Annotated in this window: 14 protein-coding genes; 9 read left to right on the top strand and 5 right to left on the bottom strand. The window is 71.7% G+C overall.

Annotation, left to right across the window (positions count from 1 at the left end):
- Window positions 1-117 precede the first annotated feature (117 nt).
- Window positions 118-732 carry a peptide chain release factor H gene (gene prfH / locus ACIBD9_RS29150; protein WP_396722445.1) on the bottom strand — a complete coding sequence of 205 codons (615 nt, stop codon included), beginning with the start codon at window positions 730-732 and terminating at the stop codon, window positions 118-120.
- Entirely contained in the window at window positions 729-1,916 is a 1,188-nt protein-coding gene (locus ACIBD9_RS29145; protein ID WP_396722444.1) for an RNA ligase RtcB family protein, read from the bottom strand. The genes prfH and ACIBD9_RS29145 overlap by 4 nt, the downstream gene beginning before the upstream one ends.
- A gap of 172 nt (window positions 1,917-2,088) precedes the next feature.
- Here ACIBD9_RS29145 and ACIBD9_RS29140 point away from each other — a divergent pair, with 172 nt between their 5' ends.
- Window positions 2,089-2,619, top strand: coding sequence for an adenylate kinase (locus tag ACIBD9_RS29140; protein WP_396722443.1), 531 nt, complete (start codon window positions 2,089-2,091; stop codon window positions 2,617-2,619).
- 141 nt (window positions 2,620-2,760) lie between these two features.
- Here ACIBD9_RS29140 and ACIBD9_RS29135 read toward each other — a convergent pair whose 3' ends face one another.
- Together ACIBD9_RS29135 and ACIBD9_RS29130 are read right to left on the bottom strand one after the other, a co-directional pair.
- Window positions 2,761-4,020, bottom strand: a complete 1,260-nt coding sequence (locus tag ACIBD9_RS29135; protein WP_396722442.1) for an ice-binding family protein — start codon at window positions 4,018-4,020, stop codon at window positions 2,761-2,763.
- Window positions 4,021-4,259: 239 nt separating this feature from the next.
- Complete coding sequence (locus ACIBD9_RS29130) at window positions 4,260-4,973, bottom strand: class I SAM-dependent methyltransferase (protein ID WP_396722440.1); 714 nt, start codon at window positions 4,971-4,973, stop codon at window positions 4,260-4,262.
- Between the two features lie 69 nt (window positions 4,974-5,042).
- Between ACIBD9_RS29130 and ACIBD9_RS29125 the strand changes: the two genes are divergently transcribed.
- The gene (locus tag ACIBD9_RS29125; RefSeq protein WP_396722439.1) at window positions 5,043-5,798 is read left to right on the top strand and encodes an SDR family oxidoreductase; all 756 of its coding nucleotides are present in this window, start codon (window positions 5,043-5,045) and stop codon (window positions 5,796-5,798) included.
- A gap of 9 nt (window positions 5,799-5,807) precedes the next feature.
- On the opposite strand, the gene ACIBD9_RS29120 is transcribed toward ACIBD9_RS29125, so the two are convergent.
- Complete coding sequence (locus ACIBD9_RS29120) at window positions 5,808-8,030, bottom strand: hypothetical protein (RefSeq protein WP_396722438.1); 2,223 nt, start codon at window positions 8,028-8,030, stop codon at window positions 5,808-5,810.
- Between the two features lie 225 nt (window positions 8,031-8,255).
- Here ACIBD9_RS29120 and ACIBD9_RS29115 point away from each other — a divergent pair, with 225 nt between their 5' ends.
- From ACIBD9_RS29115 to ACIBD9_RS29085, 7 genes are all read left to right on the top strand, one after another.
- The gene (locus ACIBD9_RS29115) at window positions 8,256-9,404 is read left to right on the top strand and encodes an FUSC family protein (RefSeq protein WP_396722436.1); all 1,149 of its coding nucleotides are present in this window, start codon (window positions 8,256-8,258) and stop codon (window positions 9,402-9,404) included.
- A gap of 91 nt (window positions 9,405-9,495) precedes the next feature.
- A complete protein-coding gene (locus ACIBD9_RS29110) occupies window positions 9,496-10,020 on the top strand; it encodes a hypothetical protein (RefSeq protein ID WP_396722434.1) in 525 nt (174 codons plus the stop codon).
- 70 nt (window positions 10,021-10,090) lie between these two features.
- A complete protein-coding gene (locus tag ACIBD9_RS29105) occupies window positions 10,091-10,933 on the top strand; it encodes a DUF4097 family beta strand repeat-containing protein (protein WP_396722432.1) in 843 nt (280 codons plus the stop codon).
- 50 nt (window positions 10,934-10,983) lie between these two features.
- The gene (locus tag ACIBD9_RS29100) at window positions 10,984-11,961 is read left to right on the top strand and encodes an ATP-binding cassette domain-containing protein (RefSeq protein ID WP_396722430.1); all 978 of its coding nucleotides are present in this window, start codon (window positions 10,984-10,986) and stop codon (window positions 11,959-11,961) included.
- Window positions 11,958-12,746, top strand: a complete 789-nt coding sequence (locus ACIBD9_RS29095) for an ABC transporter permease (RefSeq protein ID WP_396722428.1) — start codon at window positions 11,958-11,960, stop codon at window positions 12,744-12,746. Before ACIBD9_RS29100 ends, ACIBD9_RS29095 begins: the two co-directional genes overlap by 4 nt.
- Before the next feature lie 742 nt (window positions 12,747-13,488).
- On the top strand, window positions 13,489-15,171 hold the full coding sequence (araB, locus tag ACIBD9_RS29090; protein ID WP_396722426.1) for a ribulokinase: 1,683 nt from the start codon (window positions 13,489-13,491) through the stop codon (window positions 15,169-15,171).
- Window positions 15,168-15,860, top strand: coding sequence for an L-ribulose-5-phosphate 4-epimerase (locus tag ACIBD9_RS29085; protein WP_238682221.1), 693 nt, complete (start codon window positions 15,168-15,170; stop codon window positions 15,858-15,860). Before araB ends, ACIBD9_RS29085 begins: the two co-directional genes overlap by 4 nt.
- Window positions 15,861-15,876 lie beyond the last annotated feature (16 nt).

Here is a 15,876-nt window from a genome sequence, read left to right as displayed (position 1 = left end):
AAACGGCGAACCAGCGGCCATGGGGCTCGACCTCATCGCCCTGATGGACGCCCTGGCACAACCTGCCGCAGGAGGCGCCGCAGACCCTCGCGGACGCGGTGCTGGAGGTCTGAGTCGCTAGGGCGTCGGACGTTCCACCCGCACCGGATCGCCGCGGACCAACCCGTCGTGGATGCGCCACCGGGCGGTGCCGACGGCACGCCGCGCCGCCTCGTCGCCCTGCTCGATGCGGCGGCGCAGCAGGTCCAGGGCGATGCGGCGGTTGAGACTGAACTGCCGCTCCTCGTCCACCACGACCACCATGCCCGACGGGCGGTGCGTTGCGCGTACCGCCGTGCTGGCCTTGTTCCGGTGCTGACCACCCGGCCCGCCGGTACGGCAGGCGACAATGTCGACGTCCGCCTCGCGAAACGTCGTCGGCCGAGCGTCGCGTTCGGGCGGCTGGGCGGTGACGTACCAGTTCTTCCGGCCGGTGCCCGACCGGTACGGGCTGGGGGCCTGCCAGCACAGCGTCCCGGTCCACGAGGCCGCGAACGCCTCGGCGTCGGCGCCGGAGATCCGGATCAGCACGGACCGGTAGGTGCCGGTGCGGTCACCGGGCACCACCTGAACCTGCTGGATCGTCAGACCTCGGCGGGAACCCTCGCCCCGCAGACGGTGCAGCAGCTGACGCACTGCCCAGGCGCACTCCTGCGGCCCCCGCCCGGCCGACAGCAGCAGGAACACGTTCACGACCGGCCTCGTCCGCCGCGGTGGCCCCGCCGGTCCCCTCCTGCGGCGGACCGGAGATCGGGCGTCTTGTAGGTGACCAGGGGCGTCGTGCTGACCACCGGCGTGGCCAACTGGTGCGCGACCAGATCGGCGATCACCTGCTCGATGCGCTTGTACGCCGTGGGCGCCTCCTCGAAGAGCAACTGCCGGTCACCGCACACCACCAGCGACCCCACCGGGGTACGACGTAGCTCCTCGACCGTGTGCTTGGCCCGGCCCCGCCGCAGGGCGTCGGCGCGCGACATCTTGCGGCCGGCACCGTGGGCCACCGAGTGGTTGGCGTCCGGCCCGGCGTGCGCGGCCACCAGATAGGAGGCCGTTCCCCGGGTACCGGCGATCAGGACATCGCGCCCGTCACCCGGCGCCGCACCCTTGCGGTGCAGGTAGACCCCGTCCCGGACCTCAACCAGGTTGTGGCACTGGTCGACGATCGGCGCGGTGGGCTCGGCCCCCAGCGCGTACGCCACCCGGGCGGCCAGCACCCGGCGGTTGAGCGAGCCCCAGCGCACGGCGTCGTCGTGCATGCCCAGGTAGGCGGCGGGGTCGGGAGCCGCCCCGGCGCCGTGGACCTCGGTGTGCGCCCGCAGGATCCGCTCCCCCAGGCCACGGGAACCGGTGTGCACGATGAGCACGAGATCGCCCGCGTCGAGCCCGAGCCGGCTTGCGTGCCGCACGTCGAGGATGGTGTCGACGCGGGCCAGCTCCACGAAGTGGTTGCCCCGGCCGACCGTCCCCAGACCGTCGAGGTGACCGGCCGGAACGTCACCGTCGACAGCGGTCCAGGCCGGGTCGTCGGCGTCCCGTACCGGGTCGAGCGCCTGGTCGAGGTCGGGGAACCGGGCGGCGAGTCGTTCCGGTACGGCACGCTTGAGCTTGATCGGAAACACTGCGATGCCGCAGCCGATGTCGGAGCCCACCAGGAACGGGTACAGCACGGTCGACGCCATGGCCGCGCCGATGGGCGCGCCCTTGCCGGGGTGCAGGTCCGGCATCGCGGCGACGTGCAGCATGCCGTCCAGGGTGGTGACCTGTTGGCACTGCGCGAGCGCATCGGACTCGATCCAGCTCGCGGGAGAGGCGAACACCGTGACGGTGGCCGGAGCGGACGGGGACAGGGGCTCCCGAGGGAGGTGGTGCTGGGACAAGGAGGCTCACTCTTCGTCGCGAACGTGGGAACGGACGGCGTCACGGCCCCCGGGAGGCATCACCGGTGGCGCGGAGCAGGGGGTGGTGTCCGTCAGTACGTCATGGACGTCACTCTGACCGAGGCGCGCCAGGCACGACAACCGATTTTCCTTCACGACGTACGCTGCCGCGATGAGCGCACCGCGTCGCATCCTGGTCTACGGGGTGTACGGCTCAGGCAAGTCCACGCTCGCCGCGCGGTTGGCAGACCACCTCGGACTGCCCTGGTACCCGGTGGACGACCTGCTCTGGCAGCCGGGCTGGGTCGAGGTGCCGGTCACCCAGCAGCGCAGCCGGATCGAGGAGATCTGCCGACGGGACCGCTGGATCATCGACGGGGCGTACCACGGCTGGCGGGACGTCCCGATGGCCCGCGCCGACCTGGTCGTCGGCCTGGACTATCCACGGTGGCGCTCGTTCGGACGGTTGCTCCGCCGCACCGTCCGCCGGGTGGTCACGGGCGAGGTGATCTGCAACGGCAACCGCGAGTCGTTGAGCAGCGTGCTGTCCCCGGACTCGATCCTGGTGTGGCACGTCACCGCGTTCGGGCGGGCCCGACGGCGGATGCGGGCCTGGCAGGCCGACCCGTCCACGCCCCCCGTGGTGTTGCTGCGCTCCCCGGCGGAGCTGGACGTCTGGCTGACCGGGCTGCCGCCCCGGTGAGGCCGCGCGGACCCTGGGCCGGCAGCGCGCAGTTCGCAGATACCCGTCGTCGGCCCACCCCCGGTGGGGAGTGGACCGACGACGGGCAGGAGGCCGTGCTCCCGGAGCGGCCCGACCGGCAGGTCACCGGCCGGGCCACGATCAGGACTCCAGGCGCCGACGCCGGGCCAGGAAGAACGCGACCGCGCCCAGCACGACCATCACACTTCCGACGCCGGTCATGGTCGGGACCACACCACCGCCGGTCACCGGCAGGATGGGCTGCTTGCCGCCACCACCGGGTCGACCGGGTGCGCCAGGGCTGCCGGGTGCGCCAGGGCTGCCAGGCGCACCGGGGCTGCCGGGCGCTCCAGGCGCTCCGGGGGGTCCGGACGGACCAGGTGCGCCGGGGCTACCGGGTGCGCCGGGGGCTCCCGGACTACCGGGTGCGCCAGGTGCTCCCGGGCTACCAGGTGCTCCTGGACTGCCGGGTGCTCCTGGACTGCCGGGCGCGCCGGGGCTACCGGGCGCTCCCGGGCTGCCAGGTGCTCCCGGGCTACCGGGTGCTCCCGGGCTGCCCGGTGCGCCGGGACTGCCGGGTGCTCCCGGGCTGCCGGGCGGGCCGGACGGTCCGGGCGGGCCGGTGGGTCCGGGTGGGCCGGTCGGACCGGGTGGGCCCGTCGGCCCGGCGCAGTTCGGTGCGGTGATGACGTTGGTGTCGAGGGTGACGGCGGCGGTGCGCGCCAGCGCGCGGCCCTGGAGGGTCGCGCCCGTGGCCATCGTGATCGCGGCCTGAGCCATGATGGTGCCCACGAAGGTGGTGCCGGTGCCGATCGTCGCCGAGCTGCCGATCTTCCAGAACACGTTGCAGGCCGAAGCCCCGTTGATCAGGGCGACGCTGCTGTTCGACGCCGTCGTCAGGGAGGAGTCGACCTGGAAGATGAACACGGCCGACGGGTCGCCCTGGCCGTTGAGCGTCAACGTCCCGGTCAGTTGGGCCGCCCCGATCCGGTAGACCCCTTCGTTGAGCGTGTTACCGCCCAGCTCCGCCGGAAGGATGGTGAACGGGGTCCGGCCGGCGGCGTCGTTGAAGGCGGTGGTCAGGTCGCTCTGAGCCTGTAGGGCAACCGCGTCGCCGAGGTGTACCTCGCCGCCGATGGTTGCCGTCTCGAAGCCGGCCGCGGTGCTGCCGGGAAAACGCCCGAGGCTCTGGGCCAGGAAGCTGGGGCCGGTGTTGGTCGGCTCCGCCCCGGCGAGGACGGAGAAGTTGGCGGCCGTCCCGAGGTTGACCGGTGCTTCCTGCGCGTTGGCGGCGGTCGAGCTGAAGAGCAGCAGGCTGGCTGCCACTGTGGCGGCTGCGCCAGCCGCGAGCGCGGGCAGGACCACTCGCCGCCGTAGCCAGTGTTTGGGTTTAGCTGTCACAGAACACCCTCCGTGGGTACTACTCGCAGGAGACGTCCAGCGAGTGGCGTCCTGCGTGATACGGCCTGTATGGCGCCGATAAGCGCGGTGACCACCACATCACGCCCGGGTGTTCGAATGTGGGCAAATTGGGACAATAGCCAAGGCGTCTATCTGAATGGGACTGACGCTCGCGTTCTTGTTCGCCGGGTCCGCGAAAGTGGGCAGTGCGCGTTCAGGGCAGCGGAGTGGATTTCGGCCTATCGCCCGACGGTCGGGAGCGGCCTGATCGCGCGGCCGAGGACGCAGGGGGAGGAGGGGCTGTTGCTGGTGGCCGGAAAACGGAACCGGCGCAGCTCCTCCACCTGGAAACCGGCCGCTGCGATGGCGGCGACGGTGTCGCGGCTGGTGTGGCAGCCGGCGAACAGCTTCGGCCACAGTGTGGCGTCGACGAGTCGTTGGGCGCGATGCAGGCGCGGGGCCTCCTCGGCGGCCACGTGCTCGAAGAACCGCACCTGGCCACCGGGGCACAGCACCCGGCTGATCTCGGCCAACGCGCTCGCCTGATCGGGCACGGTGCACAACACCAACGCGACCACGGCCGCGTCGAACTCGCCCTTCCCGGCGGGCAGCGCCTGGGCCAGACCGTCGACGACGGTGACCGGAACCGGCGCGTCCGACGCGGCGCGCTCGGCGGCGGCACGCAGGCGCCGTTCCGGTTCGACCGCGAGAACCTGGGTCACGCCCGGCGGGTAGTGGGCGAACATCCGCCCGTTGCCCGCCCCGACCTCGATCACCCGCCCGGACAGGCCGGCGACCAGGTCCCGTCGGAACGCCGCCGTGCCGGCGCGGTCCATGGCGACGCTGAGTCGCTCGTACACGCGGGCGAACACCGGGTGGGACACCGTCGCCACGTCGACCTCCAGGGATGGCGTGATCTCCGTAGAACGCTTTCTCCGGCGATTGTCCTGCATCCGCGCACGCTTTCCGTCTTACTGATTGACAGCACGATTCAATCCGGTGCAGACAGGACTGGTTCGACCATGAAGATCGTCGTGATCGGCGGCAGTGGCCTCATCGGCTCCACGCTCGTGGACCGACTCCGCGCCCAGGGCCACGAGGCGGTGCCGGCATCGCCGAAGACCGGCGTGAACACCCTGACCGGCGAGGGAGTGGCCGAGGCGCTCACCGGTGCCGAGGTCGTCGTCGACGTGTCGAACTCTCCGTCGTTCGAGGACGCCGCCGTGCTGGAGTTCTTCGAGACGTCCACCCGGACGCTCCTCGCCGCGGCGTCGGACGCCGGGGTGGGTCACTACGTGGCGCTCTCCATCGTGGGGAGCGACCGCATCCCGGACAGCGGCTACATGCGCGCGAAGGTCGCCCAGGAGAAGCTCATCGCCGCGTCCGGAATGCCGTACTCGGTGGTGCACGCCACCCAGTTCTTCGAGTTCCTCCAGGGCATCATCGACGCCGCCACGGACGGTGGCACCGTGCACCTCGCGCCGGTGCTCATTCAGCCGATGGCCGCGGACGACGTCGCGGCCGCGGTGGCCGAGGTCGTGCTCAGCGCGCCGACCAACTCCGTGGTCGAGGTCGCTGGCCCGGAGCAGTTCCGTCTCGACGAACTGGGTCGATCCCTCCTCGCCGACCAGCAGGACCCCCGTTCCGTGGTGGCCGACCCCGACGCCCGGTACTTCGGCGCCAAGCTGGGCGAACGCTCGCTCGTCCCCGCCGACGGCGCCCGCATCTCCGGCACCGGGCTGGACGACTGGCGTACCCGGGCAAGCCGGGGACAGTGAGCCGGCCCGCTACCTCGACGTTCCGGGTGGGTCGGCGCGCCCACCGAGACGCTGCGCCAACTCCCGCACCACCTCGGTGAACGGCTCGTCGGACTCAGCCGGCCAGTGCCCGTGGATGGGTGGGGCGACGCTGTCCCCGGGAGGTGTCACCACGTCGCGGGGATCACGCTGTCGGCGATCCACCGCGGTGGCCGGGTCGCCCGGCGCGGGGGACGGCTCGGGGGAGAAGATCCACCCGCCGATGGGGTCGGTGTCGCGCCACAGGTTCACCCAGCGCCAACCCACCCGACGGCCGATCTCGTGCAGTGCCGCGTCGTCGACGTAGGCGGGAAAGAGCCGCGCGTAGAGGCGGCGCAGCGGTGATCCGTGGGTGAGCAGGGCGACCCGGTCACCGACCTGCGGCGGCAGCTGGAGCACCGTGGCGGCGAGCAGGACCGAGCCGTGACTGTGCCCGGTGAGCAGCACCGCGTCGCCGCGCTCGACGAGGTAGGTGATCCGGCGGGCCAGTTCCGGCACGGCCCGTTCCGAGTAGCAGGGCGGCGCGAACGGGTGGGCGGCCCGGGGCCAGAAGGTGCCGAGGTCCCAGAGGACACCGATGTGCCTGCGGTACGGCTCGGTCCGGTACGCGAAGATTCCGCCGATGATCAGACTGAGGATGACTGCCGCGATCACCCAGCTACCGAACGCGATGCCGAACGTGACCGCGTCCGCCGGCAGCCCCACGGCCCGCTCGATGACATCACCCGGGACCTGCCCCAGCAGGCCGATGGTGGTGGTGGCCGTGGCGAGTCCGGCGAGACAGCCGTACAGCACGGCCAGCGGCACCAGTTTCTCGGTGAAGCGAGCCCGGGCTATCGCGTCTCGGATCTGCCGCAGTCGGGGCCCTGCCTCGGCCGGCGCGTTCGGGAAGTCGCGGGCGACTATCGCCGCCGCGGCCCGGCGTCGACTCCGGCGGGAGATCAGCACGACGAGGCCAGCGACGACCACGGTGCCCAGCAGTGCCCGGAAGAAGCCGAAGATGGCCCAGGTGTAGGCCCTGGGCGGACCGGAGGCGATGCCCTCCCCGGTCGGCACGTCCCGGTCCAGGAAGTCGGCCACCCGGTAGACCAGCTCGGCGGAGTACGCCACCGCCATGCTGATTCCGGTGGCGGCGACAACGAGCGCGCCCAGCCCGAACAGCGGGGTCGCCCCCCTCTCCCGGCGCCCCTGCCAGAGCAGCACCACGCCCAGCGCGGCCAACAGCATCGTCTGCGCCACGAACAGGCCGGCGAGGGTGGTTTCGTAGCCGGGGAGCCCGTGCTCCTTCGGCCACCTCGGCGAGCCGGTCGGCACGTGTGCCACGACGGCCGCGGTCAGGATGATGGCAGCGGTCCGGAGGGTGCGGGTGACCCGGTCGAGCCGCCGGTCGCCAGGGGCCCGATCCATCAGCGGCGGTGTGCAGAGCAGCCCCACGCAGCCCGCGAGGATCACCCCCGTGATCGTCGTCAGTGCGGTCGTGGCCGCCGAGGCGTCACCCGCGCCTCGGGCCAGGAGCAGGACGAGGTCCAGCGTCGCGAAAGCCGCCGCGACGTGGATGGCCCGCAAGCGGCCCACCAGTGGCTCGGCGTCCCATCGACCGACGGTGCCGAGCCGAGACGCGGAGCTGCCCTGATCGGGTGCGCGAAACGCCTCGAACGTCCGCCCCGGACGGGAGCTGACCCGCCAGATCAGGCCGATCGCGGCGACCGGGACCAGCGCGAGCACCGCCAGCCGCTGTCCCACCGGCCGTCCACCCAACCAGGACAACCAACTGCGTCCCGCCACGCAGTCCGGCGAGGCCAGACACTTCCAACCGACGAGATCCAGGGCGACGCCGGCGATGGCGAGCACGTACAGCACGGTGAGCGTGAGCGCCAGCACCCGGCACAGGGACTTGACCGTCGCCTCGGACCCGGGGTTCGCCGGGCGCATCCAGATCGCGACGTTGACCAGCATGAAAGGGAGCAGGAACACCACCGCCAGGGTCCGGGCCACGGTCCCGGAGGGCAGGTCACCCCAGCGGTACGCCTCCAGCGTCACCCCGCGTACGTCGGCGGTGTCCGAGCACCGGGGGCGCGGCCGGTAGAAACCACCGCTGCGGTCACCGGCGACCTGTCCGGTCTGTTGCAGGTCGAGCACCTGTGCGGCGCTCGCGCCGGAGACTCCGTGCACCCGCAGCTCCACGACGTCACCGGAGTCGTCCGGCCCGCTCAACCGCGCTGATCCATCCGACGTCCCCCCGAGGCGTCTCGCAGCCCTTGTCCCGCTACCCGGCCCCGAGGCCATGCGCCGGGGCCGCCGACCGCGGTGACGGCAGAGCCGGGACTACCCGAACGGGACGCCCCCAATCGCGGCGGGCCGGGGCGCTACCGCCCGGGCCGGGCCCGACCGGCCCGTGCCGGCGAGGATTGATCCGGTCGTGGCGGGGTAGGTGCCGCCATGGTCGCTGCCGGTCGGCGCGGAGCGGACGCGGGCCCGTCGACCGTTGCCCGGTGGTCGGACCGAGTGCTGGCCGCGTTGCGCGACCGGGTCCGTCGGGTACGGACCATCGGGGGCCTCGCCCTGCAGGCCGGCCTGGCCGCGGCGCTGTCCTGGCTGGTGGCGCACTCACTGCTGCAGGTGTCGCAGCCGGTCTTCGCGCCGATCTCCGCCGTCTCGACGCTCGCCGCGTCCGTCGGCCAGCGGTTGCGTCGCACCGTCGAGCTGATCATCGGTGTCACCGTCGGGGTGCTGGTCGGCGACCTGCTGCTCCTGGTGATCGGCACCGGGTGGTGGCAGCTCGCCCTGATCGTCGTGCTGGCGATCGTCGTCGCGCTCTTTCTGGCGGGCAGCGCGGCGGTGGTGATCCAGGCCGGCGCGACCGCGGTGCTCATCGCCACGCTCAGCCCGGCCGTCCGGGATCTGGAGATCCCCCGGTTCGTGGACGCGCTCGTCGGGGGAGGGGTGGCGCTGCTGGTCACCGCCGTTTTGCTGCCGCTGAACCCGCTGCGGGTGCTCAACCGGGCCGCGCGGCCGGCGTTGGACCTTCTCGTGACCCAGCTCGACGCCACCGCCGCCGCGCTGACCGAGCGGGACGCCGCTCGGGCCCGTACCGCCCGGGGTGAGCTGCGGCAGAGCGCGGGCCGGTTGAAGGCGTTCGTCGAGGCGACCCAGGGCGCCCGGGAGGCGAGCACCCTCTCGCCGGTGTACTGGCACCAACGGCACGGGCCGGTGGGCCGCTACGCGCAGGCGGCGGAGCCGATCGACCGGGCGATGCGTAACAGCGGCACCCTGATCCGACGGTCGGTGACGCTCATCGAGGACGGCGAGCCGGTGCCGGAGTCGTTGCCGACGGCGGTGGCCGAGCTCGCCGAGGCCGTCCGCCTGCTCAAGCGACAGTTCGCTGCCGGTGCCGAGCCGAATCGGGCGAGGGAGCAGGCGCTGCGGGCGGTCCGGACGGCCGGGCACGCCTATCGGGACGGCGTCGGCTTCTCCGGAGCGGTGGTGGTGGCCCAGGTCCGGACGACCGTCAGTGACCTCCTGGTCGCCTCCGGATTGAGCCAGGAGGACGCGAATCGCCTGGTCCGAAGGGTTTTCGGCGACCTCTGAGAGCCCGGCGATCCGCAGCGGAGCCAGATGGCGGCACCTTGCTGAGCCATGACTGTTGCACTATGAGCCAAAGTGGTGCCATGATGGTGCCATGGAACTGAGGTCATACGTCGAGAACCTGCGTAACGAGTTCGCCGTGGCCGCGGAGGGCGTGGACCCGGAGGCCCGGGCGTTGGCCGAACGACTCTTCGCGCAGTTGGAGGCGGCCACCCGTCTCACGCTGCTCGAGGCGCTGTCCGACGCGGCCGACGAGATCACCCGTGACCTCGCACCGGGGTCGGTGCACGTTCGATTGCGCGGGCGCGAGCCCGACTTCGTGGTGACGCCGGCCAGCCCGCCGGTCGAGGTGGTGAGCGAGTCCAGCGGCCCGCCGCCGCTGTCGGTGCCGGTGTCCGCGCCCGACGGCGACGAGGGCGGCACCTCACGGATCAACCTGCGACTGCCCGACCACCTGAAGGCCAGTGTCGAGGACGCCGCCGGCCGCGCCGGGCTCTCGGTCAACGCCTGGCTGGTGCGCGCCGTCGCTGGCGCCATCGGGGCGGGCGATACGGAGCGTCGTCCACCCCGGCGGCCGGAGCCGCGCTCCGGCCAGCACTTCACCGGCTGGGCCCGCTAACTCCCCGTACCCCTTCCACCACGCCGCTGACCAGCGGCGACCTCCGCCGACCACCTTTCGGGAGACCACCATGCCTGTTTTCGAGACGCCAGAACCGATCTCCGTCCAGATCGAGCTGCCGATCGGCGATGCCTGGATCGCCGCGAGCGACCGCACCGACACGGTGGTGACGGTGCGGCCCCGCGACCCGTCGAGCAAGGCCGACGTGAGCGCCGCCGAACAGACCACCGTCGAGTTCGCCGCCGGGCGACTGGTGATCCGGGTGCCGAAGACTTGGCGCCGCTACGGGTTCGGCCCCGGCCCCTCGGTCGACGTCCTGATCGAGGTGCCGACCGGCTCGCGGGTGTACGCCGAGGCGTCGTGGGCCGCGTTCCGCTGCGAGGGCCGGCTCGGTGAGTGTCGGATCAAGACCGGCAGCGGCATCCGGCTCGACGAGACCGGGCCGTTGGAGATCGACAGCAGCCACGGCGAGGTCGCGGTCGAGCGTGTCCTGGGCTCCGCCCGGGTGAAGGCCTCGTCCGGCAAGGTGCGCATCGGCGCGGTCGACGGCACCGCCGAGATCAAGAATTCGTCCGGCGACTGCTGGATCGGCCGCAGCGGTGGCGACGTCCGAATCAACACGGCCTACGGCGACATCACCGTGGACGCGTCACTGGCCTCGGTGACGGCGCGCACCGCCTACGGCAACCTCCGGCTCGGTGAGGTCGCCCGCGGCGCGATCGACGTGCAGACCTCCTACGGCGCGATCGAGGTCGGCATCCGTCGCGGGACCGCCGCCTGGCTCGAAGTCAGTTCCAAGCACGGCCGCGTGCACAACGCGCTGGAGTCGACCGACAGCCCGGCGCAGACCGACGAGACGGTCGAGGTCCGGGCGAACACCTCCTACGGCGACATCATGATCCGCCGCGCCTGACGCATCGCCCCGCCAGACCGATCACCGCGTCGACCACAAATGAGGAGACCATGACCAGCTCCATGAACCCCGCGATCGTCGCCACCGACCTGCGCAAGTCCTACGGCGACAAGGTCGTGCTGGACGGCATCGACCTGATGATCACCGAGGGCACGATCTTCGCGTTGCTCGGTCCGAACGGCGCCGGCAAGACCACCACCGTGCAGATCCTCTCCACCCTGATCAACGCCGACGGCGGTAACGCCCGAGTCTTCGGCCACGACCTGACCCGGGAGCCCGACGCGGTACGCGCGCTGATTGGCGTCACCGGCCAGTTCTCCGCCGTCGACAACCTGCTCACCGGTCGGGAGAACCTGACCCTGATGGCCGACCTGTGTCACCTGGACCGGGCCGCCGGTCGGCGGCGGATCGCCGACCTGCTCGACCAGTTCGACCTGACCGAGGCGGCGGGCAAGCCAGTGTCGACGTACTCCGGCGGCATGCGCCGGCGGCTCGACCTCGCGATGACCCTGGTCGGCGAGCCCCGCGTCATCTTCCTCGACGAGCCGACCACCGGCCTCGACCCGCGCAGCCGCCGGGCCATGTGGCACATCATCCGCGCACTCGCCGCCGAGGGCGTGACCATCCTGCTCACCACGCAGTACCTGGAGGAGGCCGACCAGCTCGCCGACCGGGTGGCGTTCCTCGACCACGGTCGACTGATCGCCGAGGGCACCCCGCGCGAGCTCAAGCGGCTCATCCCGGGCGGCCACGTCGTGTTGCAGTTCGCCGACCAGGAGGGGCTCGACTCGGCGGCCCGTACCTTCGCGGCCGCCACCCGCGACGACGCGGCGCTCACCCTCCAGGTGCCGAGTGACGGCGGGGTCGGGTCGCTGCGATCCCTGCTCGACCAGCTCGACCGCGCCTCGATCAGCGTGGCGGGGCTCTCCGTGCACACCCCCGACCTCGACGACGTCTTCCTCACCCTCACCGGTCAGCCCGACACCCGGGCCGGCCGACCCGACCACGAAAGGGCTCCCGCGCGATGAGCACGCTCTCCCTCGCCGTCCGCGACTCGAGCACCATGCTGCGGCGCAACCTGCTGCACATGCGGCGGTACCCGTCGATGACGTTCCTGCTCATCGGCATCCCGATCATCATCCTGCTGCTCTTCGTCTACGTCTTCGGCGGCACGCTCGGCGCCGGCCTCGGCCCGTCCGGCGACCGCTCCCAGTACGCCAACTACGTCACCCCCGGCATCCTCCTCATCACGGTGGTCAGCGCGGCGCAGGGCACCGCCATCTCGGTCGCGATGGACATGACCGAGGGGATCATCGCCCGGTTCCGAACGATGTCGATCTTCCGACCGTCGGTCCTGACGGGTCACGTCCTGGGCAGCCTGGTGCAGACCATGCTCAGCCTCGCGGCCGTCACCGTCGTAGCGCTGCTGGTCGGGTTTCGGCCCACGGCCAACGCGGTGGAGTGGCTGGCCGCGGTCGGTGTCCTTGCCATGATCACCTTTGCGCTCACCTGGCTGTCCGTCGCTCTCGGCCTGGTCAGTGACAGCGTGGAGACGGCCAGCAACCTGCCCATGCCGCTGATCCTCCTGCCGTTCCTCGGCAGCGGGTTCGTCCCCACCGACTCCATGCCGGCCGCCGTGCGGTGGTTCGCGGACTACCAGCCCTTCACGCCCGTCATGGAGACCCTCCGCGGCCTGCTCCTGGGCACCGGGATCGGCGCCAACGGGATCATCGCGGTCGTCTGGTGCGCCGTCATCAGCGTGGCCTGCTTCTTCTGGGCCAAGGCCCTGTACAACCGCAACCGGACGGCCTGATCCCACCGGCGCTCGGTTTCGCCGTCGCAACAGAGAGCCGGCGGCTTGGCCCAGAGGGGTCGGGCCGTCGGCTCGTGGCGTCGCCCGACCGGCGGGCCGGCGGCGCGAGCGCGTGGTCAGGCTGCGGGCCGGCGGCGCGGGCGCATGATCCACTCGGATTTCGTGAAGTCGGTCGGTCACGCCGCCGCGGACCCCGCGACTTCAGGAAACACGAGTGGACCTTGCTGCCCGGCACCGTCCGCCGCGCCGTTCGACGCGCGGGCCGACCCGGGCGGCGAGGCCCACCAAGACGTTGAATGTTATCGATAACACGGCCGTGGCGGCCGGCTGCGCGCTGCGCGGATCGCCCCTCCGGAGCGCTCACTCGTGAGCCCGCATGGTCATCGATGGCCGTGCCGCGGATCTGGGCGCGAGAGCGCGACGCCCCGGCGATGTTATCGCTGCCATCATTGTCGACCGAGACGTGGTCGCTATCGGACGGTAGTCCCGCTGTGTCCGGCGCGTTGGACCTCTCGCCCCACCTCTCGAGGCCTCCGTCGTCGGCGACCGACCCGCGCGGACGCCCCTGTCGCCACCTGATCGACGTCGTTGACGCCGGAATCGCGCGCTTTGCACCGGTCCGCTATCTACCCTCCCGAGTCGGTCCGCCTTCCGCGTTCCGTTACGGAGCTGTTGCGGGTAGATGTCTTGACGAGCCTGGATGTGAGCGTTAACACTATCCCCGTTAACGGTGGAGGTGAACATGAACCGTGTGGACGGAGCTGACGACCGCTACGTCGTCGGTGTCGACTACGGCACCCTGTCCGGGCGAGCTCTGGTGGTCCGTGTCGGCGATGGTGCCGAGTTGGGGACCGCGGTGCACGAGTACGGCGATGGCGTGATCAGCACGGCGCTTCCGGGAGGTCGAGCGCTTCCCCCGGACTGGGCCCTGCAGAACCCGCAGGACTACCGCGACGTGCTCCGGTACGCCGTTCCGGCGGCGGTGTCCGCCGCGGGGGTGGACCCGGCGGCGGTGGTCGGCATCGGCATCGACTTCACCGCCTGCACCGTGCTGCCGACGCTCGCCGACGGCACCCCGCTGTGTGAGACGCCCGAGCTGCGCGACCGACCGCACGCCTGGGTCAAGCTGTGGAAGCACCACGCCGCGCAGCCGCACGCCGACCGGATCAACGCGCTGGCCCACGAGCGGGCCGAGCCGTGGATCGGCCGGTACGGCGGCAAGATCTCCGCCGAGTGGCAGTACGCCAAGGGCCTGCAGATCCTGGAGGAGGACCCGGAGGTCTACGACCGGGCCGAGCGCTTCATCGAGGCCGCCGACTGGATCGTCTGGCAGCTCTGCGGCACCGAGACCCGCAACGTCTGCACCGCGGGATACAAGGGCATCCTCCAGGACGGCCACTATCCCTCCGAGGGCTTCCTGACCGCGCTCAACCCCAACTTCGGCGACTTCGTGGCCAAGCTGGACGGCCCGTTGCTGCCCCTCGGCGCCCGGGCCGGCGCGCTCACCGCCCAGGCCGCCGCCTGGACCGGCCTGCCGGAGGGGATCGCGGTGGCCGTCGGCAACGTCGACGCGCACGTCACCGCGGCGTCCGCGCAGGCGGTGGAGCCGGGTCGGCTGGTCGCCATCATGGGCACCTCGACCTGCCACGTCGTCAACGGCGCGGAGGTCGCCGAGGTGGCCGGCATGTGCGGTGTCGTGGACGGCGGCATCAGCCCCGGGGCCTGGGGTTACGAGGCCGGGCAGAGCGGCGTCGGCGACATCTTCGGCTGGTTCGTCGAGCACGCCGCCCCGGCCGGCACCGACTCGCACGAACGCCTCACCGAGCTGGCCGCGAGCCAGCCCGTCGGCGGGCACGGTCTGATCGCCCTGGACTGGTGGAACGGCAACCGTTCCCTGCTGGTCAACCACGACCTCAGCGGGCTGATCGTCGGCATGACCCTGGCCACCCGGCCAGCGGACATCTACCGGGCCCTGCTCGAGTCCACCGCGTACGGCACCCGGATGATCATCGAGGCTTTCGTCGACGCCGGAGTCCCGGTGAACGACCTGGTGATCGCCGGTGGCCTGACCAACAACGCGCTGCTGATGCAGATCTACGCCGACGTGACCAAGCGACCGCTGAACATCATCGCCTCGGCGCAGGGGCCGGCGCTGGGCTCGGCGATCCACGCCGCCGTCGCCGCCGGTGAGTTCCCCTCGATCCACGAGGCGTCGCAGGCGATGGGTCGGGTGCACGAGGCCGTCTACCGTCCGGACCCCGAGCGGGCGCGCGCCTACGACGCCCTCTACGCCGAGTACCGGGCGTTGCACGACCACTTCGGTCGTGGCGGCAACGACGTCATGCTCCGCCTGCGGGCGATCCGGAACGCGGCGGTCGAGACCGCCGCGGCCACGCACGAGGCCCCGCTGGAGGTGGTGGCGTGAACGCCGAGGTGACCCGACAGATCGGCGAGCTGCGCGAGACCGTCGCCCGCCTGCACGCCGAGTTGACCCGGTACAACCTGGTCGCCTGGACGTCCGGCAACGTCTCCGCGCGGGTCCCCGGCCAGGATCTGATGGTGATCAAGCCGAGTGGGGTGAGCTACGACGACCTCACCGCGGCCACGATGGTGGTCTGCGACCTGGACGGCGTACTCGTCGAGGGCGACTTCGCCCCGTCCAGCGACACCGCCGCCCACGCCTACGTCTACCGCGCCATGCCCGAGGTCGGCGGGGTCGTGCACACGCACAGCTCCTACGCGACCGCCTGGGCCGCGTGTGGGGAGTCGATCCCCTGCCACCTCACCGCGCAGGCGGACGAGTTCGGTGGGGAGATCCCGATCGGGCCGTTCGCGCTGATCGGCGGTGACGACATCGGCAAGGGCATAGTCGCCACGCTCGCCGGGCACCGCTCGCCCGCGGTGCTGATGCGCAACCACGGTGTGTTCACCATCGGCCGCGACGCCCGCGCGGCGGTCAAGGCGGCGGTCATGTGCGAGGACGTGGCCCGTACCGCGCACCTGGCCCACACCCTTGGGCAGCCGGTCCCGATGGCCCAGGCAGACATCGATGCTCTTTATGACCGTTACCAGAACGTCTACGGTCAACAACCAGTCGCACCGGCGGGTTCCTGACCCCTGCACCGATCAT

Origin of the sequence: Micromonospora sp. NPDC050784 (genome assembly GCF_044456765.1) — a bacterium.
Classification (GTDB): domain Bacteria; phylum Actinomycetota; class Actinomycetes; order Mycobacteriales; family Micromonosporaceae; genus Micromonospora; species Micromonospora foliorum.
Note: the sequence above shows the minus strand (reverse complement) of the source record. Positions and strands in the feature narration are given on the sequence as shown.

Coding starts and splice junctions, on each gene's coding strand:
- ACIBD9_RS29095 (WP_396722428.1), top strand. CDS start 11,958: ATGAGCACGCTCTCCCTCGCCGTCCGCGACTCGAGCACCATGCTGCGG.
- ACIBD9_RS29100 (WP_396722430.1), top strand. CDS start 10,984: ATGACCAGCTCCATGAACCCCGCGATCGTCGCCACCGACCTGCGCAAG.
- araB (WP_396722426.1), top strand. CDS start 13,489: ATGAACCGTGTGGACGGAGCTGACGACCGCTACGTCGTCGGTGTCGAC.
- ACIBD9_RS29110 (WP_396722434.1), top strand. CDS start 9,496: ATGGAACTGAGGTCATACGTCGAGAACCTGCGTAACGAGTTCGCCGTG.
- ACIBD9_RS29125 (WP_396722439.1), top strand. CDS start 5,043: ATGAAGATCGTCGTGATCGGCGGCAGTGGCCTCATCGGCTCCACGCTC.
- ACIBD9_RS29130 (WP_396722440.1), bottom strand. CDS start 4,973: ATGCAGGACAATCGCCGGAGAAAGCGTTCTACGGAGATCACGCCATCC.
- ACIBD9_RS29115 (WP_396722436.1), top strand. CDS start 8,256: ATGGTCGCTGCCGGTCGGCGCGGAGCGGACGCGGGCCCGTCGACCGTT.
- ACIBD9_RS29140 (WP_396722443.1), top strand. CDS start 2,089: ATGAGCGCACCGCGTCGCATCCTGGTCTACGGGGTGTACGGCTCAGGC.
- ACIBD9_RS29105 (WP_396722432.1), top strand. CDS start 10,091: ATGCCTGTTTTCGAGACGCCAGAACCGATCTCCGTCCAGATCGAGCTG.